We start from the raw sequence: 22,520 nt of genomic DNA, 5'->3' as shown, positions 1-22,520 counted from the left end.
ATAGGATCCTTTTTTATTATTCATTTTAGTATATCGATATATCGTTTTTTTGAAACGTAGTTAATTGTTTTAGCATTCAAAAAGCATTTTTACAGAGACAGTGTTGAAAATAATAGTTTACTAATGTATCATTATTAATAATCTGAATATTCCGCAAAGAAAAGAGGGACATGTAAATGAGTAAACAAATTCCTGAAAAATGGTGGAGTCAACTGAGGGTGCCAGCTATTTCTGCACCGATGTTTTTAGTTTCTGGTCCTGAACTAGTAGAGGCAGCCTGTTTAAATGGTGTAATTGGGTCTTTTCCAGCACCGAATGCTCGCCCAATTGAGGTACTTGATCAATGGATGGGGCAATTAAATGATCATCTTGCTTTAGCACGTGCAAATGAGCCGGAGCGTAAAATTGCACCATGGGCAATGAATATGGTCGTTCATAGCTCTTATAGTAGATTACAGGAAGAACTTGAGCTGTTGAAAAAACATAAGCCTGAGCTTGTTATTACTTCATTAGGTTCACCAAAAGTAGTGGTTGATCTTGTACATAGTTATGGTGGACTAGTATTCTCAGATGTTAGTGATATGAAGTTTGCTAAAAAAGCAGCAGAGGCTGGTGTAGATGGACTAATTTTAGTTGCATCAGGTGCTGGTGGTCATGCTGGAAATTTAAATGGATTTGCGTTTGTTGATAGTGTTCGTACGTTCTGGGACGGCATTATTGTGTTAGCAGGTGGGATTTCAACTGGTAAGAGTATTTTGGCTGCACAAGCTGCGGGCGCTGATTTAGCTTATATGGGAACACGATTCATTGTTGCGAAGGAAAGCTTAGCAAATGATGAATACCGTCAAATGTTAGTTGATGCAACGCAAGATGATATCGTATTAACTGATGCATTCTCTGGTGTTAAAGCGAATATGTTAATTCCTAGCATTGTGAAAGCTGGCCTTGATCCTGAAACATTGAAAAAGAAAGACAAAGTCGATTTCGATGGAATGAAAAATGAATCCAGTGCAAAGGCTTGGAAAGAAATATGGTCTGCTGGTCACGGTGTTGGGGCAATTACAAAAATCAGTTCAATTGCCAACATTATTGATGAGCTGGAAGAAGAATATGTTGAGGCAGTAGAAAAACTGAATCGAAATGCTGAGAAGTTAAAATCAACTGTTAACAAATAAAGTATACATTTGTAAGCGTTTTACTTCCGTATCGTGAATCTATTGTTTAATTATCATTTTAAGATTATAATTAATTTATTGAGATGGAATCATAGTATGGGAGATGTTATGACTCTATCAATTTAGTAAACAAAAAAATGGATTGGTATGTTAGTACGATTTGCTAATAAACTATTCCACCATGAAGACATTAAACCTATTTATCGGGTATGTGTATTTCATGGTGGATTTTTTTATGGAAAAAAGGGGAGGAAAACCGTGAAAAATAACATGGTTACAATCACGATTGACGGGAAAGAAGTAATCGCAGAGCAAGGTTCTACAATCTTACAAATCATCAATCAAAACGAAATTAGTCATCCACAAATTTGTTATGTTCCTGAAGTCGATCCAATTCAAACTTGTGATACTTGTATTGTAGAAATTAATGGTGAGCTAAAGCGCTCATGTTCAACTGTAGCAATGAGCGGAATGAATATTCTATTGACTTCACCTAAAGCAAAGGAAGCTCAAACTGAAGCAATGGATCGTTTATTAGAAAACCATTTACTATATTGCACAGTTTGTGATAATAACAATGGAAATTGTAAGCTACATAATACGGTTGAAGAAATGGGCATTGAACACCAAAAGTATCCTTATCAGCCAAAGGTAGCTTCTTGTGAGGTTGACTTGACACATCCTTTTTATCGATATGATCCAAATCAATGTATTGCATGTGGACAGTGTGTGGAAGTGTGTCAAAATCTTCAAGTAAATGAAACATTATCAATTGATTGGGAAGCTGAGCGTCCACGTGTCATTTGGGACAAGGGTGTTTCGATTAATGATTCTTCATGTGTAAGTTGTGGACAATGTGTAACAATTTGTCCTTGTAATGCATTAATGGAAAAGTCAATGCTTGGTGAAGCCGGTTTTATGACTGGATTAAACGACGAGTTACTTGATCCGATGATCGATTTAGTAAAAAAAGTAGAGCCTGGATATAGTGGTATTTTTGCAGTTTCAGAAGTTGAAGCAGCAATGCGTGAAACACGTACGAAAAAGACTAAAACAGTTTGTACTTTCTGTGGTGTTGGCTGTACATTCGAGGTTTGGACGAAGGATCGAAAAATCTTAAAAGTTCAACCAAGCTCTGATGCACCAGTTAATGCAATTTCTACTTGTGTAAAAGGTAAATTTGGTTGGGATTTTGTAAACTCAGAAGAACGAATTACAAAGCCATTAATTCGAAAAAATGGCGTATTTGTTGAAGCGAGCTGGAATGAAGCCCTTGATTTAGTTGCAAGTAAGCTTGGTTCCATTAAACAAGAATATGGAAAAGGATCTGTTGGATTTATTTCATCTTCGAAAATTACGAATGAAGAAAACTATTTAATTCAGAAGTTTGCAAGACAAGTATTTGAAACAAATAATGTTGATAATTGCTCACGTTACTGTCAATCACCAGCAACAGATGGATTATTCCGTACAGTTGGTATGGGTGGAGATGCAGGAACGATAAAGGATATCGCAAAAGCTGGGCTAGTTATTATTGTCGGTGCGAATCCAGCAGAAGGTCATCCTGTACTTGCGACAAGAGTTAAGCGAGCACATAAATTACATGGACAAAAACTGATTGTTGCCGATCTTCGTAAAAATGAAATGGCAGAGCGCTCTGACATTTTTATTCGACCAAAACAAGGGACAGATCAAGTATGGTTAATGGCTGTAACGAAATATATCATTGACCAAGGCTGGCATGACTTAAAATTCATCTATGAGAATGTTCATTTCTTTGAAGACTTTAAAGTTGTACTTGAGAAATATACGCTTGAATATGCCGAAAGTGTAACTGGCATTTCAAAGAAAACATTAATTCAAATAGCTGAAATGATTCATGAAGCGGATGGAACTTGTATTTTATGGGGCATGGGCGTGACACAAAACACTGGTGGTTCTGATACATCTGCGGCGATTTCGAACTTATTGCTTGCAACAGGAAACTATAGACGCCCTGGTGCTGGCGCTTATCCGCTTCGTGGTCACAATAATGTACAAGGTGCTTGTGATATGGGTACACTTCCTGGTTGGCTTCCTGGTTACCAACATGTAACGGATGATGCGGCCCGCATGAAGTTTGAAAAAGCATGGGGAGTTGAAATCGGAGGAAAACCTGGTTTAGATAATATCCAAATGCTTCAATCAATCGAAAAAGGCGATATGAAAGCTATGTACTTAGTTGGTGAAGATATGGCGCTTGTTGATTGTAATGCCAACCACGTAGATGAAGTTTTATCAGATTTGGACTTCTTTGTTGTACAAGATCTCTTCTTCTCAAAAACAGCGCAATATGCGGATGTTATTTTACCTGCTGCGCCATCACTTGAAAAAGAAGGTACATTTACAAATACTGAGCGTCGAGTACAAAGATTATATCAAGCATTACCAACTCTTGGTGAATCGAAGGCGGACTGGTGGATTGTCCAAGAAATTGCAAACCGATTAGGTGCAAATTGGAACTATCAACATCCAGGGGAAATATTCGCCGAAATGGCAAGTTTAGCACCACTATTCTCTCAAGCCAGCTACGAAGTGATGGAAGGCTGGGATAGTTTCCTTTGGGGGAGTTTAGATGGGGCAAGTACGCCACTTCTTTATGAGGATGGATTTAATTTCCCAGATAAAAAAGCAAGATTTGCTTTAGCTGATTGGATGGAACCAGTTGAGTTTGCAGAAGAGTTTGACCTATTAATTAATAATGGTCGAATGCTTGAGCATTTCCATGAAGGGAATATGACGAATAAATCATACGGTATTCAATTAAAAGTGCCTGAGATTTTTGTAGAGGTGTCACCAGAGCTTGCGAATGAACGTGGCATTAAAGATGGCTCACTAGTTCGATTAGTATCTCCGTATGGAGCGCTGAAATTACCAGCACTAGTAACTGATCGAGTACAAAAAAATGAGTTGTTCTTACCGATGAATTCAACAAATAAAGAATCTGCAATCAATTTCTTAACAGGTCCGGCTAAAGATCACCGTACAAATACACCAGCTTATAAACAAACTAAAGTACGGATGGAAGTATTATGTGTAGAAGGTGAAAGTCCGTTGTCAAAGTCGAACCCACGTAATAAAAAGAGAAACCCTCAAAATGGAGTTGAGGTTCAGCGTAAATGGGAACGAGAAGGATACGTCCACTTAACGACAAAATAAAGGGGAATAAGAATGGCACAACCAATCACGACGATTCAAAAATACGTACCAACTAAAGAAGAGCAAAACCAACAGAAACTTGAGGATTTGAAGCTTTTATTAGCAGAAAATGAAGATTCATTAAATAAAATTTTAAACATCGTTTCTGAATTAAATGATACAGGTGTCCTTGAAGCTGCAAATTCAATGATACAATCTAAAGAGAAAATTACAAAAATTGCTTTAGAACAAATGAACCGCGAGCCAGTCACGAATATCATCAATCATATTATGGAAGCTGCTGGTGCACTTTCAAATGTGGATCCAGAAACAACAACAAAGCTAATTAATTCCGTAACAAAAGGAATCGATGAAGGAAATAAACATCTTGAAAAGGATGACAAAGTAGGAATTTTTGATTTAGTAAAAGTTTTAAAAGATCCTGATGTAAATCGTGCAGTTGGTTTTGGTATTAATTTTCTAAAAGGTATGGGAAAAGGTCTAAAAGAATAATAGAAAAAACAATTTGTATTTAATAGAAAAGAGTTTAATAATAAGAGATGAACCTTTTAATCAAAACACGAATTGAAAGGTTGATCTCTTAATGAATATTTTCCTAAAAAACACGATTTGAAAAATATTTCAAGAAGAAGGGAATCTTTAACGATGCTACCAACTGAAGTGAGAAGAAGAATTCTCCGCTTTGAAAATGGTGAAACAAACGATAGTGAAGACAGCGTTGTCACAGAATTTCCCGTCACAGTAAAAATCAATGGAGAAGAATTCGTTACAATGGTCAGTACCCCAGAATACATTGAGGATATGGTTGTAGGCTTTTTAGCATCCGAAGGGGTCATCCGAAAATACGAGGATATTGAAAACATCTGGTTTCAAGAAAAAGAAGGCTTTGTCCATGTTAAAACGAAGAATATTAATCCATATTATAAAGATATTCAAAGTAAAAGATATATTACATCATGCTGTGGAATGAGTAGACAAGGGTTTGTTTTTGTAAATGATGCATTAACTGCAAAAAAAATGAAAGAAGTGAATGTTCGACTATCATTTCAAGATTGTTTTCGATTAATGAACGAGATGCAACAGTCTGCATTTTTGTTTCATGAAACAGGCGGCGTTCATAATGCTGCTTTATGTGATTTAAATGGGATTGTTTTGAATAGAATGGATATTGGTAGGCATAATGCATTAGATAAAATCTATGGATATTGTCTAAAAAATAATATTCGAATTTCAGATAAAATAATTGTTTTTAGTGGGCGATTATCTTCTGAAATTTTACTAAAAGTAGCTAAAATTGGTTGTGAGGTTATACTGACGAAATCAGCTCCAACCGAATTAGCTCTTCAATTAGCTGAAGAATTAGGTATTACAACAGTGGGATTTATTCGAAATCAGTCACTTAATGTATATACTCATTCAAAGCGTATTGTGAAATAGAGACTAAAAACAGATCATTTATGAAATAAAAAGAAGTGGGGCAATGGGTATGAAAAATGTTGCATTGGATAAACATCATCGACCTTTACAGGATTTACGTATATCTGTTACCGATCGCTGCAATTTTCGTTGCCGTTATTGTATGCCGGAAGAAATTTTTGGTCAGGATTATTCTTTTTTATCACAAGATAAAATACTTTCTTTTGATGAAATAGAAAGATTTACGCGTATTTTTGTATCTTTAGGGGTAAGAAAAATTAGAATTACTGGTGGAGAACCTTTATTACGTAAAAATTTACCTAAACTAATTGAACGATTAAATAAAATAGATGGTGTTGAAGATATTGCTTTAACAACAAACGGCACTTTACTTAAAAAGTTTGCAAAAGATTTATTTGAAGCCGGTTTAAGAAGAGTAACCGTAAGTATTGATTCTTTAGATGAAGAACGATTTTCATATATGACTGGTAATCGAGGAAATGTAAAGTCTGTGCTTGAAGGGATACAAGCTGCTTCTGATATTGGAATGAAGGTTAAAATCAATATGGTTGTTCAAAAAGGTAAAAATGAACAAGATATAATCCCAATGGCACAGTATTTTAAAGATCAAAAACATATTCTTCGTTTTATTGAGTATATGGATGTAGGAAATTATAACGGCTGGAGGCTCGATGAAGTAGTAGGAAAACAAACAATCATCGATACGATCAATGAAGTCATGCCTTTAGAATTTACAGAAGCTAATTATGTAGGAGAAGTTGCGAATCGATATCGTTACAAAGATAGTGATGATGAAATAGGCATTATTTCATCAGTGACCGATTCATTTTGTTCAACTTGTACAAGAGCACGTATATCTGCAGAAGGAAAATTATATACTTGTTTATTTGCAACAAAAGGTTATGATCTAAGAGAATTGGTAAGGTCTAACCAAGAAGATGAACAAATAAAAGAAACGATTCTTTCGATTTGGAGCAATCGAACTGATCGTTATTCAGATGAACGATTAAGTAATACGAAAAAATTGAATGATAAATCATCACATAAAATTGAAATGTCCCATATAGGTGGTTAATCATTACCAATAATAGAAGGTTTGGAGTTTATGCAATTTCTGTATGATGCTCTAACTAAAAATTAGAAAGTGATGATTGGTATCTCTGTACGTAAAGCAGAGAAATTAAGCAGCATTCAGAACTCCTTATATGATGAGGATTTCTTAATGCTGCTTTATTTAATAGAGGGAAATAAGAAAAGCAAAAAAATGGTGAGGATACCCGGAGAAAACTTTATATCTCTTTCGCTAGGTCCTGCTCTTAATGGAGGATATCTTATGTCAGAACGTTATTCACGTCAGCAGCTTTTTACCCCAATCGGTGAAAATGGACAAGAATTAATTAGAAAGAAACATGTTTTAATTGTTGGGGCTGGCGCGTTAGGAAGTGCTAGCGCGGAGGCACTTGTTAGAGCTGGAATTGGAAAGTTAACTTTAATTGACCGAGATTATGTTGAAATGAGTAACTTGCAAAGGCAACAACTTTATACTGAAGAAGATGCATTTGAGAAATTGCCGAAAGTAATAGCCGCTAAAAAGCGTCTCCAAAAAATAAATTCAGATGTAAACATCAATGCACTAGTAATGGACGCAAGTGCAGATAATATGGAAGTCCATTTGAAGGACACTGATGTTATGATTGATGCAACAGATAATTTTGATATTCGATTTATCATAAATGATTTATCTCAGAAATATGACATTCCTTGGGTTTATGGCTCTTGTGTCGGGAGCTTTGGTATGTGTTGTACGATCCTACCAAGTAAAACGCCATGTTTAAATTGTATATTAAAAAGATTACCAGTACCTGGTGTGACATGTGACACAGCCGGGGTTATTAGTCCTGCGGTACAATTAGTGGCGGCATACCAGGTTGCTGAAGTATTAAAACTATTAGTTGAGGATTATTCAGCCGTTAATACAAAATTCCTAACATTTGATTTATGGAATAATCAACATTTTTCCTTTAAAGTGACGAAACTTAAATCAGACGATTGTCCTTCATGTGGAACAAATAGGACGTATCCTTATTTAGCCTTTGAAAATCAAACGAAAACAAGTACACTTTGTGGGCGAAACACGGTTCAAATTAGACCTTCAACTACTAAAAATTACGACTTTAATGAACTAGAAATTCAACTAAAACAACACGGACAAGTAGTACGGAACCCTTATTTGATCTCTTGTCAGATAGAAGATTATCGATTTGTTGTTTTTCAGGATGGACGGGTTTTTGTTCACGGAACACATGATATACAGGAAGCTAAAAAACTATATTATCGTTTATTAGGTTAATAGAAGGAGGATGAAAAGAATGGTTGAAAAACGAGTACCACTACCGATCGAAGAAGCAGTTCGTAAAGTGATGGATTTTGCCAAACACGGAACTAAAGAAATGTTATCAATCGATTTAGCATATGGACGAGTATTAGCTGATGACATAAAAGCTGATCAGGATATACCTGCTTTTGACCGTTCTCCATATGATGGCTTTGCGATTCGATCTGAAGATACTATTCTTACAAGCAATGAAAATCCAACAATCTTTGAAGTCGTTGGTGAAATTGGAGCTGGTTCAGTTTTTCCAAATGAAGTAGAACCATTACAGGCCGTTCGTATTATGACAGGAGCACAAATACCTCAAGGTTGCACGGCCGTTGTCATGCTCGAATTAGCGAAAGAGATTAAATCTGTAGGTAAAACTTTTGTTGAAATTAAACGCTCTTATCAAAAAGGCGATAATATTTCATTTCAAGGAGAAGAAACGCATAAAGGCGATATTCTTGTTAAAAAAGGAACTGAAATCAACCCAGGAGTGATCGCTTTACTTGCTACTTTTGGGTATAGTCAAGTTCCAGTAGCGAAAAAGCCAGTCATCGGAGTCATTGCGACAGGGAGTGAACTGCTAGATCTAGATGAACCACTTGAACCTGGTAAAATTCGCAATAGTAATTCCTATATGATTCTTGCTCAAATTCAAAAAGCAGGTGCAATTCCAAAATATTTAGGAAAGTTTAGCGATGATTTGGATACTTGTTTTTCAGAAGTTCAAAATGCGTTAAAGCAAGTTGATTTTCTAATTACGACCGGTGGCGTATCTGTCGGTGATTATGACTATTTACCAGATATTTATGCAAGATTAGGAGCTACGGTTTTATTTAATAAAATTGCTATGCGTCCAGGAAGTGTAACAACAGTAGCGCATTTTGAAAATAAATTATTATTCGGTTTATCTGGAAATCCTTCTGCTTGTTTTGTTGGGTTTGAGCTATTTGTTAGACCGATTATCCAATCTTATTTATTTAACGAAACACCACATTTAAAAAGAGTAAGGGCAATTTTAGGCGAAAACTTTCCAAAGCCAAATCCTTTTACAAGATTTGTAAGAGGTAAAATTGTTTATCATGAAGGTCAATTAACAGCAATTCCAGCAGGTTTTGATAAGTCTAGCGCTGTATCCTCATTAGCTTATACAGATACTTTTATTGTTTTACCTGGAGGAACGAGAAAATATGAAAAAGGTATGCCGGTCGACTTATTATTATTAGAAGACCACGAAGGAAGTAAATGGCCTTGGCATGATTTCATACCTGCATATAAGTAAATAAATAGAATGCTATTAATTTAAGAAAAGTGAAGTGATTTACTTGGAACAAACATTATTTAATATTGTCGATACACCGATTGTTGTTGAGGAAGTTTCAGATAAAGTAAAAAGTAGAAATGCAGGAGCCATTACTGTTTTTATTGGTACCGTTAGAGAGTTAACAAAAGGAAAAAAGACTTTGTCACTAGAGTATCAAGCATATGAATCAATGGCCGTAAAAAAACTTGCTCAAATTGGTGATGAAATCAAGCAGAAATGGCCGGAAGCAATTGTTGCGATTACTCATCGAGTTGGAAGATTAGAGATTAGTGATATTGCCGTTGTTATTGCAGTTTCTTCTCCGCACCGTAAAGTGGCTTACGAAGCAAATGAATACGCAATCGAACGAATTAAACAAATCGTTCCGATCTGGAAAAAAGAGTTTTGGGAAGATGGGACGATGTGGATTGGTGACCAATTAGAAAATACATCATACCAAGAAGGAAAACCAAGTGTGGAGGAATCAAAATGATTAAAGTTTTATTATTTGCTCATTTACGAGAGAAAGCGGGAACTGATGAATTAACAGTGACTGATAAAAATGGAATAAACGTAAAAGAGTTAAAAGACTGGCTTATGAATAAATATGATTTACCTCAACTGAATCAGATTATGACTGCTATAAATGAAGAGTTTGTAACGGATGAAGAAATCGTTAATGATGGAGATACTGTCGCATTTATTCCACCAGTAAGTGGGGGATGAAGGATTCCATAAAGCTTGAAAGTAGGTAGAATGATGCATAAACATAATGAAAAAGCGGTTGTTAACGCTGCCGTTTTAACAGTTAGTGATACTAGAACTGTTGAAAATGACGAGAGCGGAAAACTTATTAAAGATTTATTAGAAGAGCAAAAACATATCGTCCATGATTATAAAATCACAAAAGATAATATAGCATTGATCGATTCGATTGTTAGAACATGGAGTGAAGACGAAACGATTCAAGTGATCATCATAACAGGTGGTACTGGTTTTACCAAAAGAGATGTTACATATGAAGCAATTTCAAAAATGCTCGATAAAGAAATGCAAGGATTTGGAGAACTGTTTCGTTCATTAAGTTATACAGAAATCGGTCCAAAGGCTATGTTTAGTAGAGCAATCGCAGGTAGCTTTCATGATAAAGCGATTTATGTAATTCCAGGTTCAAAAAACGCAGTAAATCTAGCAATGACAAAACTAATTTTACCGACATGCCAACATTTTGTGGAAGAATTAAACAGGCAATGAATATAGCTGGCGTCGTTTTAGCAGGTGGAAAGTCATCCCGTTACGGTAAACCAAAAATGTTTGAAATGTATAAAGACAAATTATTGTATGAATATAGTGTAGAAGCCTTAAAGGAAAATTCGATTTCACCGATTATCATTTCAACAAACGAAAAACTAGTTCCGTATTTTAGTAAAAACGATCTAGACTTTGTCATTGAAGGAGAAGCCAAAGAATACCAAGGACCTTTGTATGCGATGTTCAATGCATTTTCCAACAGACCAAACAATGACTGGTATTTTGTCCTGGCCTGCGATACACCTTTTATTACAGCTGACTTTGTAAAAAACATGATCGAAAGGGTAGCAAATACAAATGTTGATGCAATCGTTCCAATCCAGTCCGATAAACTTCAACCACTATTTGCGCTCTATCATCGAAATTGCATCGGAAAAATGAAAGAGATTTTAGATAAAAACAATCGAAAAGTTCAGTTATTATTTAGTGAAGTAAATATAATGACTGTTCAATTTTCAAGTGACGATCTCATCTTTAAGAATATAAATAGTCCGAATGACTGGATTTAATTAATCAAATTTAAGACTTACCCGGAGGTACTCCCATGAGTGAATTTTCACATTGGAATGAAGAAGGAAGACCTAAAATGGTCGATATATCAGATAAAGACATCACTACAAGAGTTGCAATTGCACAAAGTACAATTTCGATCTCAACGGAATTATATGAAGCAATTCAAAATGGATTAATAAAAAAAGGTGATCCACTAAATGTTGCACAAATCGCTGGAATTATGGGAGCTAAAAAAACTTCTGACATTATTCCGATGTGTCATCCAATCGCACTTTCAGGAACGGACTTTACGTTCGAATATGTAGAGGCACCTAATGGATATGATTTAATCATTCGTGCGACAGTGAAATGCAGCGGAAAAACTGGAGTTGAAATGGAGGCACTTACAGCAGTAAGTGTAGCTGGCCTTACATTTTATGATATGTGTAAAGCCGTTGATAAAAGTATGGTTATAAAAGAAACGTTTTTAGTTCAAAAAAAAGGTGGTAAAAGCGGCGACTTTTTCCATAAATAAGATTGGAACAAAAGCTTAATTGATTAGAAGCATTTAAGATCTAATCAATTAAGTTTTCTAATTTTTTATTAAATACAAAAACTGAAATTGCAATATCTTCTTCAACCTTCATATCCGAGAAAAGATTGATAAACTTAGCATCAACGATTTCTTCTAGCTTAACTGGATGATTTTTCGCATATACATCTTGAATCATCTTCGTTCTAGCATTATGTACGATATCACGCCCTTCAGAAGTTTGAGCAATAAATAGCTCAGTAGGTGTCAGATTTCCATACAAAGTTGAAACAGCCATATTTTCAACAAAAACAGTATGGATTCTTTCAGGGCCTTTTCCAAATAATTCTTTACGCAGTTTTCGTATATAGTCATTAAATTCATGGATGACTTTAGCCATTACATATACCCCTTAACTTAATTCTGTTTTTCTTATCATAAAACAATGATTAGAAAATTTAAAGGAAAAAACTTTTAAAGAACACCTACTTAAAGACTTTACTAAACTGCTCCACCATCAATACAAGAATCGATTAAATTGATTTTTGTATGAATGGTGTTTTTTCAGTAGGCTCCTTATATTGAACTACTCACCACTTAACACCCTTACGGGTTGTTTGAAGTGGGAGATTCCTAAGTACAGTAGCCTATTGGCTTCTAATTGATTAGGCTATCCCCGTAGTCCCTATGGTTAGAAGTCTTATCGCTTCATCTTTAAGATTTTGTCCTGCGTTAATATCCCTGTCGTGTTGTGTGCCACAGGAAGGGCAATCCCACTCACGAAGGTTTTTAGTCTTAACGTCTTTGTTTTTGTATCCGCAACTCGAACAAAGTTGAGAACTAGCGAAGGTTTTCGATACAGCAATTACTTGCTTGTCATACCATTTCGCTTTGTACTCCAGCATGGTTCGAAATTTTGCCCAAGATACTTCACTAATGTCCTTAGCTAGTGTTTTATTCTTTAGCATATTCGAGACTTGCAAATCTTCAATACCAATGATATCGTGTTTTTTGACAATTTCAGTAGAGATTTTTTGCAAGTAGTCTGTTCGTGCGTTGGTGATTTTTTCGTGGATGCGAGCTACTTTACGTTTTTGTTTTTGAAAGTTTTTCGCTTCATCCAATTTACATTTTCGTTTCAAGGCTAACTGCTGTCGCCTGGACAGAACGCGTTGTGCATCAAGTAACTTTTTTTCTAATGTTTGAAGCCATTTTGGATTTTTGTATTTTGTTCCGTCTGAAAGAATAGCAAAGGTTTTTGTTCCAAGATCAAGACCAACAGAAGAGCCTGTTTTTTCTAAGGGTTGTACTTCTACTTCTGCAAGAACGGATACATAATATTTACCACTAGGATTACGTCTAACGGTTGCATTCAAAATACGTCCTTCTATTTCACGACTTTTGGCGAAACGAATAAGACCAAGTTTTGGTAACTTGATTTTATTGCCTACAATGGCAATATTTCCGTTTGTTTCTTTTGTCGTGTAGGATTGTACTCTATTCTTTTTAGACTTAAAGCGTGGTGCTTTGTTTTGCTTCTTGAAGAATCGTGCATACGAATCAGCAAGGTTTTTTAATGAAGATTGAAGGGCAATGCTATCCACTTCTTTTAGCCATACTAATTCTTTTTTAAGTTGGGGTAATTCAGCAGAACACGTATTGTAGGTTAATCCTTTGCCTGTTTCTTCGTATGTTTCATTCCATTGCGCTAAAAAGCGATTGAATACAAAACGACTACATCCGATTGTTTTATTGATAAGAACCACTTGTTCCTTATTCGGATAAATACGGAATTTGTAAGCCTTGTTGACTAACACTGTTTTTCACCTCACATTACAAGAACATTTGTTCCTATTGTATCATGGAGAGGAAAGTTTTGGCTATCGCCAACCGACATTCATCTCCCCCTTATCGTTAGGCTTTGCCCTTCACACGATTGAAGAGGGAGTCTTCTGTTGGAAAATAATAAAAAGGAATTGAGAGCGATGAAAAAGAACTATTCCATTTTGCAAATTGTAGGCTATCAAAATAGTGGAAAAACAACACTTACTGAAAAACTCATTAAACAGGCCAATCAAAAAGGACTATCAGCTGCTACTATAAAACATCATGGTCATGGCGGTACGCCTGATTTAGAAATAGAACGTAAAGACAGTAGTCGTCACTTGGATGCTGGAGCAATCGTTTCTAGTGTTGAAGGTGATGGAGTCTTGCAGTTAAGAACAAATTTTATCAATTGGGATTTAAAGAAAACAATTGAATTATATCGCTTTTTTTCAACAGATATCATTTTTATTGAAGGTTATAAAAGGGAAAGTTATCCAAAAGTAGTATTAATAAGAAGTGAGGATGATCTGAATTTACTAAGGTCATTAACGAATATTATTTGTGTGATCAGCCATTTTGAGATTGAAGAGGGTAGATTGAAAGATTATCAATATTTCCATCTTTATGATGAAGAAAATTATTTAAATTTCTTGATGAATGAAATGTCAAAAGGTAATTTCATAGAAGATTAAAAAATAGAGGAAAATATGGTTTATTTTGAAATGAGGAATTTAATTGTTTGAAGAGTTTTTAATTCCCCTTAAGATTTCCCTTAAGGTTACGATCGTGGCAGGATTTTTCGTTATAATTTTAGGAACTATAGCTGGAAGAATTCTCTCTATGAAATCCTTTAAAGGTAAGACACTTCTAGAAACAATTTTAATGTTACCTTTAGTTCTTCCTCCTACAGTTGTGGGATTTTTACTATTAGTCATTTTCGGAAGACAAAGCTTCATTGGAAAAATGATCGAATGGTTAGTTAAACAGCCTATTGTGTTTACATGGTGGGCTGCTGTAATTGCATCAATTATTGTAGCATTTCCGCTTATGTATCAATCTGCAAAAACTGGATTTCAAAGTGTAGACATTGAGATTGAAGAGGCAGCTAGAGTTTGCGGAGCAAGTGAATGGAATGTTTTTTTCTTGATTTCAATTCCACTTTCATTAAAAGCTATTATCTCAGGAAGTATATTAAGCGTTGCAAGAGTACTAGGCGAGTTCGGTGCTACACTTATGTTTGCTGGAAACATCCCAGGAAAAACACAAACTGTCCCGACAGCAATTTATTTAGCAATAGATGCTGGAAATATGAAAATGGCTTGGCTATGGGTACTTTCGATGGTCTTAATTTCATTTATTATGCTGTTAGTCGTACAGTTGAAACAAAAATGATTTTGCAGATTGGTATTGTCTCAAATTAGTATATAATGCTGTATGTAGGGTGTTTTTCCTTTTTATTCCAAAATTTTAGTTTACATAAAATAAAACCGAGTTTTACAATTAGAAACTTAAAAATGAGAGGGTGGAAGGCATGGCAAATAAAGTTGAGTTAATTAATCTTGCAGTAGGATTACCGAGTAAAATGGAATACGGCGAAAACAAAGAAATGATAACGGGGATTTGTAAAGAAGGAATAGAAGAAGTTTACTTATCAAAAGATGGCTTTAAAGGTGATGGAGTAGCTGACTTAAAACATCACGGTGGGCCCGATCGAGCTGTATGTGTGTACCCATATGAACACTACGCACTTTGGGAAAAAGAGTTTAATCTAAATTTACCACTTTCAGCATTCGGAGAAAATATTACAGTCACAAATATGTTAGAAAAAGACGTATGCATTGGCGATATCTACCAAATTGGGGATGCAATTATACAAATTACACAAAGCAGAATACCTTGTGACACAATTACAAGGAGAACGAATGTAGCACTTAAGAAAATCGTAGAAACTGGTTTTACAGGCTACTTATGCCGTGTATTAAAAGAGGGAACGATCAGAAAAGATTCGAAAATAGAATTAATCGAAACTCAAAAAAATAAAATTTCAGTTCTTTATTGCAACGAGATTTATTTCCATGATCCAAAAAATGTTGAAGGAATAAAAGCGATATTGGAAGTTCCCGAGTTAGCTGAGGATTGGAGAATTCGATTAAATAAGCGTTTGGAGAGTTTAGTTTAACTATTTTATGATAACGGGTAGGAAGTCGCTTTTGTTGGAGCGGCTTCTTTTTTATTAGGGTTCTATTAAAATATATTGTTGATTTTCTTATTGAACTAAAATGGCAGGATCGTTCAATAAGAAAAGTATTCTAATACATATATCTGCCAACCATTTGATTCCACATGGAGAATGGAAGATTCAATATTTCCTCCATAATTGTTCAATTGGGAATAAATATTGTAAGACATTAAGTTGTTTCAATTATTTAATATTATACAGTGCTGAGTAGAATTCCTTGCATACACAAAAAGAGGTTGGAAATAGTAACATTATACTTTTTAATAATTGGAGGATATAGATGAATGAATCTACACTCTGGAACCTATTATTGGCCTACTACATTTCCTGATGCTCCATCATATCCAACATTGGATGAAGACCTATCTTGTGATGTTTTAATCATTGGGGGTGGAAGCTCAGGGGCACAATGTGCATATTATCTTTCCGATACTAATTTAGATGTGGTTGTAATTGAAAAATCAACCATTGGCAGCGGCAGTACTAGTACGAATACGGCCCTCCTTCAATATTCCGGTGAAAAAATGTTTACAGATATGATTAACACCTTTGGTGAAGGTTACATAAAAAGGCATTTACAACTTTTGAAAGAAGCCATAAATGAAATTGAAGCAGCCTCAAAGAAAGTAAACATTAATTGTGAGTTCAATAGAAGAGATACGCTCTATTCCGCAAGCTGTGTGGCTGATGTTGAAAGTCTTAAAAAGGAATATGAATTTTTAAAACAGCAAAACTGTGAACTTACTTTTTTAACTAAGGAAGATATTGAAGCGAAATATCCTTTTAGCAGGGATGCCGCTATCTATTCATATAATGATGCAGAAATTAATCCTTTCAGATACACTCATGCACTTCTGGATTACTCCGCAAGCAAAGGAATCCGTATATTTGAACATACAGAAATGAACGGTCACCATTATGATAAAGAAGAAGATAAGATGATTGCATCTACAAAGAATGGTTTTTCTATCAAAGCACGATATATTATTTTTGCAGCAGGTTATGAAGGAGTAGAGATAAAAAAGGAGAAAAAAGCTTCCTTTGTAAGTACATATACGGTAACTACCCACCCAGTCAAAGATCTTTCCGAATGGTATAATAGGACACTCATTTGGGAAACCGCTCGTCCATATTTATTTATGCGTACAACTAGAGATAACCGGATTATCATAGGCGGACTTGATGATAATACTTCGTATTCTGAAGATCGTGATAGTAAACTGATTCACAAAAAGAAGAAACTGATTGAAGAGTTTAATAAGATGTTTCCAACTATTAAAGTACAGCCAGAATATTTCTTAGCTGCATTTTATGGAGGCACAATCGATGGCATTCCGATTATTGGGAAATATGAAGCATTTCCAAACAGTTATTTCCTATTCGCATTTGGTGATAACGGGACGGTTTACAGCCAGCTGCTATCAAAGCTTATTGCAAAGGAAATTGTTGAAGGGAGCTGTCCAGATTTAGCTCTATACTTGCAAGAGCGACCTTTGCTAAACAATGGATTTTTTACTTCTTCCAATTAATTCTATTTACCAGATAGACTCTGTTAAACTTTAATGTTGATCATTACATAAAAATAGAGGAAACCCCATTTGAGGGTTTCCTTGATCATTGGGAAAAAGTAATTCCGATGAGTTTTGTATTTACAGGAATATCGAAAGATCAGAAGGTATTCTATGGCAGAACATTGAACAAAAAAGAAGGGCTACAACAAAGTTAACGGATTCTCCTTTGGGAGAGAAAAGATAAAAATAAATAATAAATTGGCAGACCGATTAGCAAAATTTTAGTCTGTCTTTTTTATTGCCAAATCAAGATTTTTTTCAAATTGTATTGAAATTAGCATATAAAATGAAAGTGGACAATAACTATTGACCTTACCGTTTATTGTGCGATTTTAATGGATAATTTCGGGGTGATTAGATGGATTACGAACTTATACGAAAAAGAATTCAAGCTATTACTACTAGGATTAATGAGATTGGTGGAGAAGTTCAAGAAGTGGTTATCGATGAACCAGTTTCACTTGAACAAATAATCAAAACAGAGGAACAACTTGGGGTTACTCTCCCTGAAAGTTTCAAGAAAGTTCTCAATGAGTTTTCTGGGAATTTCAGCTTACGTTGGTTTTTACCCGACAATATGGAGCAGCCGAATGAATTTAGAGAAATCTTCTGCGGAACACCACACTGGAGCTTAGAACTTCTTCCCCAATTTGAAGAAGACCGTATAGGTTGGATTGAAAATGTTTTTCCTAATCCAAAAGATGATTATGATGTAGTTTGGCATAACAAATTAGCTTTTTGTGAGGTACGCAATGGTGATTACTTAGCCTTTGATATGAAAAACAGTGGTGATGCCCCCATTGTCTATCTTAGTCACGACGATGGAGAAGGTCACGGGTTTAAAATTGCAAATAACTTTGTGGAATTCATCGATAATTGGTCAAGATTAGCATTTGTAGGGTGTGAGGATTGGCAATGGCTATCTTTCACAACAAGCCCCGAAAGTGGGATAATTTCAGATGGAGTGGCTGCCAATCGGTTTAGAACTTGGCTTGGATTAGAAATATAATTAGTGAAAAGAGCATTGAAGGTTTATTCAATGCTCTTTTTTATACTAATTTACTGTTAAATGTAATGCTAATTGCGGTGCTAAAAATACTGAGATTTACAACAATATAATTAACTTTCCCTCCGAAAAGAGAACCCGTTACAACAAAGTAGCCTTCTCTTTATTTTAAAATTTAACGGATGCTTTCGGTAGATAACCGACGTATTTTCCAGCATATTTGACGTATACATAATCATGTTTGATGCCATATCCAGTACTCATCACATAAATTGTGGTTGGTATTGCATTCACTTATTTGACTGCTCTTGCATTTCCAAAAAATATGCCTTTTGATTTGGATGCTAAACTTGTAGGAATATATGCACTAGGATTATTAGTCATTAGCCTATTAAGTTCAATTATTTCAGTAAGACAAATTACTAAAATTGATCCGTTAACAGCCTTAGGGAGGGTGGAATAAATGTGTGGTATTCAGCTACAAAAAGTTTCTAAACAATTTACAGAGGGACATTCGAGTGTAACAGTCTTAAAAGAAGTTTCTTTTACCGTGAATTCTGGAGAGTTGATTGCAATTGTTGGTCCTTCTGGTTCTGGGAAAAGTACATTATTATCAATGATTGGCGCATTATTAAAACCAACGTCAGGAATAGTAAGTGTAAATGATCAGGATTTAACAACGTTAAATGCTAAACAACTTGCAGACTTTCGTTTAAATGAAATTGGGTTTATTTTACAATCTTCAAACTTAATTCCGTACTTATCTGTATATGACCAGCTCATATTAATAAAAAAAATGGGAGGAAAGTTTAATAAAAAAGACCAGCAATATGCAGTTGAAATACTAACTGAACTTGGATTAGGTAATAAGTTGACAAAAATGCCAAATGAATTATCTGGTGGTGAACGTCAACGTGTAGCAATTGCTCGGGCACTATTTAATCAACCAAGTATTATCCTAGCTGACGAACCCACTGCAAGTCTAGATTCAAACCGAGCCCATGAAGTTGTAAAATTAATTGCCAGTAAAGTAAGGAAAAGAAAAAAAGCTGCCATCATGGTGACCCACGATGAACGAATGCTAGGTTATTGTGACAAAGTTTATTATATGGAGGATGGGGTACTATCAATAAAAAACTCTGTAATGTAGGAACTAGTAATTACTAGATTAAAATATGGCGTGATTTTAAGATATCCATCCTTCTAATTGTAAAGAATTGAACAACAAGTATAAAAATTGAGGGCTATGATATTGAGGATTTAAACTCGAAATGTTTAAAAATATGCTTTTTAAATTATTTATAGAATAATAGAGAATTGTTGGTAGACATGGTAGTAAAAAAGCACAGAAATATTTCTGTGCTTTCCTACCTTTTATCTAAGTGATTAATGTAAAATGATGATTTCTTGTACAACTAAAGCAATGCGTTGGTTCAATAAAGAAAAGTTAGACCACAAATATATTTTGTGGTCTTTTTCATTTAGTCAAAGAAATTAATCCTATCATTCAATCAATTAATAGTATAGGAAAAAAATGAATTTCCTTTTTTTGCTTCTTTGAACTTAAAAGTTCCACCATCTGTCACTACGACGACCGTTATTATCGCGTCTTTCATTGTCGCAACGATCTACTGCACGACAGAATTCTTCTTGATTAACCGTAACTTTCGCATTAAATGTAATCTCTCTATCTCTTCTGTTATTTCTATTGTTATTTCTATTATTATTCCAATCATTATTTCTATTATTATGCCAATCATTATTTCTTTCGTTATTTCTTTCATTATTACAGTTACAACTCATTAAAAACAACACCTTTTCTTTTTAATTTCATCTCAACATCACATCCTATGTTTGGACAAGCAAAAAGAAATGGACAAGTGTTTGATTTTAATAAATATGTTATGCAAATAGGCGGTTGGAGTTTAATTTTAAATTTACGAAAAAAGGAAGTCGCTCGAGGGAGAGGGGCTTCTTTTTTTGTACATGAAAAGAGTCTTATTTTTATATAGCTTTCATAAGTATATATGGATTAAAAATATATTTTGTTCAATAGAATATTTGAAATCGATCACCAATCAACTTTAAAAATGTTTCTATATACAAAAAAAGTAAGGCGAGCTTCTAACTACTTTAAATAATGTAAGGTTTAATTAGTTTAATTTAATTGGAGGTAATGGCAAATGTTAGGTGCAATCGAAGCAGGTGGAACAAAGTTTGTATGTGCTATCGGAGATGAAAATGGCAATTTAATTAGGCGTATTCAATTCCCGACAACTGTGCCAGATGAAACGATTTCACAAGTTATTGAATTTTTTAAGAACTATCCCATAAAAGCAATTGGTATTGGATCATTTGGTCCGATTGATGTAAACGAGGCGAACTCTACTTACGGATCGATTACATCAACTCCTAAAATGGCTTGGCAAGGCTTTCCTTTCGTACAAGCAATTAAGCAGCATTTTTCTGTTCCAATTGGTTTTAATACGGATGTGAATGCAGCGGCACTAGGTGAAGCTACTTTTGGAGCAGCAAAAGGTTTAGATAGCTGTTTATATATAACGATTGGTACGGGTATAGGAGCTGGAGCTGTCGTAAATAGCAATTTACTTCAAGGAATCACACACCCGGAAATGGGACATATATTAGTGAGACGTCATCCGAATGATGAGTTTGTAGGGAACTGTCCATACCATCGTGATTGCTTAGAAGGCTTAGCCTCTGGACCTGCAATTGAAGCGCGATGGGGGGAAATAGGTTCAAATCTAAACAATCGAAAAGAGGTTTGGGATTTAGAAGGATATTACATTGCCCAAGCACTTATGCAATACATATTAATTCTTTCACCTAAGAAAATCATTCTTGGTGGGGGCGTAATGAATCAAATGCAAGTTTTTGAAAGTGTTTACAAATATTTAAAAGAGCTAGTTTGCGATTATGTTAGTTTACCGGATTTGAATGAGTATATTGTACCACCTGGTTTAGGTAATAACGCTGGAATTACTGGAGCTCTTATGCTTGCACATCATGCTTTAAATAAAAATGCACTAGTTTAAATAGCCTATAGGAGGAAATTACCATGCAACCATTATTTTTAAAACCAGTATTTAAAGAACGAATTTGGGGAGGAACAGCTTTAAAATCAGATTTTAACTATAATATACCGAATGAAAATACGGGTGAATGCTGGGCAATTTCGGCTCATCCTAATGGTGCTTCCATTATTGAAAATGGTCCATTTACAGGTATTGCATTAAATGAATTGTGGAAAAACCAACCAGAATTATTTGGTCACCCAAAGGAAGAAGTTTTTCCACTTTTAACGAAAATATTAGATGCAAATATGGATTTATCTGTTCAAGTACATCCTGAAGATTCTTATGCAAAAGTGAATGAAAATGGTGATCTCGGTAAAACAGAATGCTGGTATATACTTGACTGTAAAGAAGATGCACATATGATATTTGGCCATAATGCCAAAACAAAAGAAGAACTAATTAAACAAATTAAAGAAGGTGAATGGTCAGATTTACTTCGCCGAGTAAAAATAAAGCCGGGTGATTTTTTCTATGTCCCAAGTGGAACGATTCATGCTTTATGTGAAGGGACTCTCGTATTAGAAACTCAACAAAGCTCTGATACAACTTACCGGGTTTACGATTATGATCGAAAAGACCATAAAGGAAATTTAAGAGAGCTTCATTTAAATAAAGCAATCGATGTAACAACAGTTCCTCATCAAGAAACAGAAGTGGAATTTAAGACGGAAGAAAAGGAAAATATAAAGATTAATACATTCGTAGATTCTGAATTTTTCACCGTATATAAATGGGATATTACTGGTAAGGCTTATTTAACTTATAATGATCAATATCTACTTTTAAGTGTAATAAACGGTAATGGAAAACTGATCCATAGCGGAGAAGAATATAGTTTATCAAAAGGCTCAAACTTCATCATTCCTGTTGGATTTGGGGAATTTGTTTTAGATGGAGATTGTGAAATAATTGTTTCGCATACTTAAAAATTAAAGGAAAACAAAGGCATCCTTT

The 22,520-nt window shown here is 34.8% G+C and carries 23 protein-coding genes; 20 read left to right on the top strand and 3 right to left on the bottom strand.

Annotated elements, in window-relative coordinates:
• Positions 1–176 precede the first annotated feature (176 nt).
• The 12 genes from BED47_RS14390 (at position 177) to moaC (ending at position 11,828) form a co-directional block, all read left to right on the top strand.
• The gene (locus BED47_RS14390; protein WP_069034230.1) at positions 177–1,175 is read left to right on the top strand and encodes an NAD(P)H-dependent flavin oxidoreductase; all 999 of its coding nucleotides are present in this window, start codon (positions 177–179) and stop codon (positions 1,173–1,175) included.
• A gap of 270 nt (positions 1,176–1,445) precedes the next feature.
• Positions 1,446–4,373 (top strand): formate dehydrogenase subunit alpha, encoded by a 2,928-nt coding sequence (fdhF, locus tag BED47_RS14385; protein ID WP_084006941.1) that lies wholly within the window; start codon positions 1,446–1,448, stop codon positions 4,371–4,373.
• Between the two features lie 12 nt (positions 4,374–4,385).
• Entirely contained in the window at positions 4,386–4,865 is a 480-nt protein-coding gene (locus BED47_RS14380; protein WP_069034228.1) for a DUF1641 domain-containing protein, read from the top strand.
• A 153-nt stretch (positions 4,866–5,018) separates the two neighbouring features.
• A complete protein-coding gene (gene fdhD / locus BED47_RS14375) occupies positions 5,019–5,810 on the top strand; it encodes a formate dehydrogenase accessory sulfurtransferase FdhD (RefSeq protein WP_069034227.1) in 792 nt (263 codons plus the stop codon).
• Between the two features lie 49 nt (positions 5,811–5,859).
• Positions 5,860–6,885 carry a GTP 3',8-cyclase MoaA gene (gene moaA, locus BED47_RS14370; RefSeq protein ID WP_069034226.1) on the top strand — a complete coding sequence of 342 codons (1,026 nt, stop codon included), beginning with the start codon at positions 5,860–5,862 and terminating at the stop codon, positions 6,883–6,885.
• 258 nt (positions 6,886–7,143) lie between these two features.
• Entirely contained in the window at positions 7,144–8,160 is a 1,017-nt protein-coding gene (locus BED47_RS14365) for a molybdopterin-synthase adenylyltransferase MoeB (RefSeq protein ID WP_069034323.1), read from the top strand.
• 19 nt (positions 8,161–8,179) lie between these two features.
• Positions 8,180–9,469 (top strand): molybdopterin molybdotransferase MoeA, encoded by a 1,290-nt coding sequence (locus BED47_RS14360; protein WP_069034225.1) that lies wholly within the window; start codon positions 8,180–8,182, stop codon positions 9,467–9,469.
• Positions 9,470–9,512: 43 nt separating this feature from the next.
• A complete protein-coding gene (locus tag BED47_RS14355) occupies positions 9,513–9,983 on the top strand; it encodes a molybdenum cofactor biosynthesis protein MoaE (RefSeq protein WP_025568241.1) in 471 nt (156 codons plus the stop codon).
• A complete protein-coding gene (gene moaD, locus BED47_RS14350) occupies positions 9,980–10,216 on the top strand; it encodes a molybdopterin converting factor subunit 1 (protein WP_069034224.1) in 237 nt (78 codons plus the stop codon). Before BED47_RS14355 ends, moaD begins: the two co-directional genes overlap by 4 nt.
• 33 nt (positions 10,217–10,249) lie before the next feature.
• Positions 10,250–10,744: a MogA/MoaB family molybdenum cofactor biosynthesis protein gene (locus BED47_RS14345; protein ID WP_069034223.1), complete on the top strand. Its 495-nt coding sequence runs from the start codon at positions 10,250–10,252 to the stop codon at positions 10,742–10,744.
• Positions 10,741–11,310 carry a molybdenum cofactor guanylyltransferase gene (locus BED47_RS14340; protein ID WP_069034222.1) on the top strand — a complete coding sequence of 190 codons (570 nt, stop codon included), beginning with the start codon at positions 10,741–10,743 and terminating at the stop codon, positions 11,308–11,310. Before BED47_RS14345 ends, BED47_RS14340 begins: the two co-directional genes overlap by 4 nt.
• 35 nt (positions 11,311–11,345) lie before the next feature.
• Positions 11,346–11,828, top strand: a complete 483-nt coding sequence (moaC, locus tag BED47_RS14335; protein WP_069034221.1) for a cyclic pyranopterin monophosphate synthase MoaC — start codon at positions 11,346–11,348, stop codon at positions 11,826–11,828.
• Positions 11,829–11,868: 40 nt separating this feature from the next.
• Here moaC and BED47_RS14330 read toward each other — a convergent pair whose 3' ends face one another.
• The gene (locus BED47_RS14330; protein WP_069034220.1) at positions 11,869–12,225 is read right to left on the bottom strand and encodes a DUF2294 domain-containing protein; all 357 of its coding nucleotides are present in this window, start codon (positions 12,223–12,225) and stop codon (positions 11,869–11,871) included.
• 265 nt (positions 12,226–12,490) lie between these two features.
• Positions 12,491–13,642, bottom strand: a complete 1,152-nt coding sequence (gene tnpB / locus BED47_RS14325; protein WP_069034219.1) for an IS200/IS605 family element RNA-guided endonuclease TnpB — start codon at positions 13,640–13,642, stop codon at positions 12,491–12,493.
• A gap of 168 nt (positions 13,643–13,810) precedes the next feature.
• On the opposite strand from tnpB, the gene mobB reads away from it, so the two are divergent.
• The 6 genes from mobB to BED47_RS14295 all read left to right on the top strand — a co-directional run bounded on the left by mobB (position 13,811) and on the right by BED47_RS14295 (position 19,618).
• Positions 13,811–14,344, top strand: a complete 534-nt coding sequence (gene mobB / locus BED47_RS14320; RefSeq protein ID WP_069034322.1) for a molybdopterin-guanine dinucleotide biosynthesis protein B — start codon at positions 13,811–13,813, stop codon at positions 14,342–14,344.
• 43 nt (positions 14,345–14,387) lie between these two features.
• Positions 14,388–15,044 (top strand): molybdate ABC transporter permease subunit, encoded by a 657-nt coding sequence (gene modB, locus BED47_RS14315; RefSeq protein ID WP_025568234.1) that lies wholly within the window; start codon positions 14,388–14,390, stop codon positions 15,042–15,044.
• A gap of 139 nt (positions 15,045–15,183) precedes the next feature.
• Complete coding sequence (locus BED47_RS14310) at positions 15,184–15,831, top strand: MOSC domain-containing protein (RefSeq protein ID WP_069034218.1); 648 nt, start codon at positions 15,184–15,186, stop codon at positions 15,829–15,831.
• Between the two features lie 344 nt (positions 15,832–16,175).
• A complete protein-coding gene (locus tag BED47_RS14305) occupies positions 16,176–17,420 on the top strand; it encodes an NAD(P)/FAD-dependent oxidoreductase (RefSeq protein ID WP_069034217.1) in 1,245 nt (414 codons plus the stop codon).
• Between the two features lie 400 nt (positions 17,421–17,820).
• Complete coding sequence (locus tag BED47_RS14300) at positions 17,821–18,471, top strand: SMI1/KNR4 family protein (protein ID WP_069034216.1); 651 nt, start codon at positions 17,821–17,823, stop codon at positions 18,469–18,471.
• 460 nt (positions 18,472–18,931) lie between these two features.
• Positions 18,932–19,618 (top strand): ABC transporter ATP-binding protein, encoded by a 687-nt coding sequence (locus tag BED47_RS14295; RefSeq protein ID WP_069034215.1) that lies wholly within the window; start codon positions 18,932–18,934, stop codon positions 19,616–19,618.
• A 413-nt stretch (positions 19,619–20,031) separates the two neighbouring features.
• Here BED47_RS14295 and BED47_RS14290 read toward each other — a convergent pair whose 3' ends face one another.
• Positions 20,032–20,271, bottom strand: a complete 240-nt coding sequence (locus BED47_RS14290; RefSeq protein WP_069034214.1) for a hypothetical protein — start codon at positions 20,269–20,271, stop codon at positions 20,032–20,034.
• A gap of 380 nt (positions 20,272–20,651) precedes the next feature.
• Here BED47_RS14290 and BED47_RS14285 point away from each other — a divergent pair, with 380 nt between their 5' ends.
• Entirely contained in the window at positions 20,652–21,524 is an 873-nt protein-coding gene (locus BED47_RS14285; RefSeq protein WP_069034213.1) for an ROK family protein, read from the top strand.
• Positions 21,525–21,547: 23 nt separating this feature from the next.
• The gene (gene manA / locus BED47_RS14280; protein ID WP_091022383.1) at positions 21,548–22,492 is read left to right on the top strand and encodes a mannose-6-phosphate isomerase, class I; all 945 of its coding nucleotides are present in this window, start codon (positions 21,548–21,550) and stop codon (positions 22,490–22,492) included.
• Positions 22,493–22,520 lie beyond the last annotated feature (28 nt).

The sequence above is a fragment of the Gottfriedia luciferensis genome, from assembly GCF_001712755.1.
GTDB classification, from domain to species: Bacteria; Bacillota; Bacilli; order Bacillales; family Bacillaceae_G; genus Gottfriedia; species Gottfriedia luciferensis_B.
This window is presented reverse-complemented; position numbering and strand designations above follow the sequence as displayed.

Excerpts from the sequence above, each read along its gene's own strand:
- BED47_RS14390 (WP_069034230.1), top strand. The coding sequence starts at position 177 with ATGAGTAAACAAATTCCTGAAAAATGGTGGAGTCAACTGAGGGTGCCA.
- fdhF (WP_084006941.1), top strand. The coding sequence starts at position 1,446 with ATGGTTACAATCACGATTGACGGGAAAGAAGTAATCGCAGAGCAAGGT.
- BED47_RS14380 (WP_069034228.1), top strand. The coding sequence starts at position 4,386 with ATGGCACAACCAATCACGACGATTCAAAAATACGTACCAACTAAAGAA.
- fdhD (WP_069034227.1), top strand. The coding sequence starts at position 5,019 with ATGCTACCAACTGAAGTGAGAAGAAGAATTCTCCGCTTTGAAAATGGT.
- moaA (WP_069034226.1), top strand. The coding sequence starts at position 5,860 with ATGAAAAATGTTGCATTGGATAAACATCATCGACCTTTACAGGATTTA.
- BED47_RS14365 (WP_069034323.1), top strand. The coding sequence starts at position 7,144 with ATGTCAGAACGTTATTCACGTCAGCAGCTTTTTACCCCAATCGGTGAA.
- BED47_RS14360 (WP_069034225.1), top strand. The coding sequence starts at position 8,180 with ATGGTTGAAAAACGAGTACCACTACCGATCGAAGAAGCAGTTCGTAAA.
- moaD (WP_069034224.1), top strand. The coding sequence starts at position 9,980 with ATGATTAAAGTTTTATTATTTGCTCATTTACGAGAGAAAGCGGGAACT.
- BED47_RS14345 (WP_069034223.1), top strand. The coding sequence starts at position 10,250 with ATGCATAAACATAATGAAAAAGCGGTTGTTAACGCTGCCGTTTTAACA.
- BED47_RS14340 (WP_069034222.1), top strand. The coding sequence starts at position 10,741 with ATGAATATAGCTGGCGTCGTTTTAGCAGGTGGAAAGTCATCCCGTTAC.
- moaC (WP_069034221.1), top strand. The coding sequence starts at position 11,346 with ATGAGTGAATTTTCACATTGGAATGAAGAAGGAAGACCTAAAATGGTC.
- BED47_RS14330 (WP_069034220.1), bottom strand. The coding sequence starts at position 12,225 with ATGGCTAAAGTCATCCATGAATTTAATGACTATATACGAAAACTGCGT.
- mobB (WP_069034322.1), top strand. The coding sequence starts at position 13,811 with ATGAAAAAGAACTATTCCATTTTGCAAATTGTAGGCTATCAAAATAGT.
- BED47_RS14310 (WP_069034218.1), top strand. The coding sequence starts at position 15,184 with ATGGCAAATAAAGTTGAGTTAATTAATCTTGCAGTAGGATTACCGAGT.
- BED47_RS14305 (WP_069034217.1), top strand. The coding sequence starts at position 16,176 with ATGAATCTACACTCTGGAACCTATTATTGGCCTACTACATTTCCTGAT.
- BED47_RS14300 (WP_069034216.1), top strand. The coding sequence starts at position 17,821 with ATGGATTACGAACTTATACGAAAAAGAATTCAAGCTATTACTACTAGG.
- BED47_RS14295 (WP_069034215.1), top strand. The coding sequence starts at position 18,932 with ATGTGTGGTATTCAGCTACAAAAAGTTTCTAAACAATTTACAGAGGGA.
- BED47_RS14290 (WP_069034214.1), bottom strand. The coding sequence starts at position 20,271 with ATGAGTTGTAACTGTAATAATGAAAGAAATAACGAAAGAAATAATGAT.
- BED47_RS14285 (WP_069034213.1), top strand. The coding sequence starts at position 20,652 with ATGTTAGGTGCAATCGAAGCAGGTGGAACAAAGTTTGTATGTGCTATC.
- manA (WP_091022383.1), top strand. The coding sequence starts at position 21,548 with ATGCAACCATTATTTTTAAAACCAGTATTTAAAGAACGAATTTGGGGA.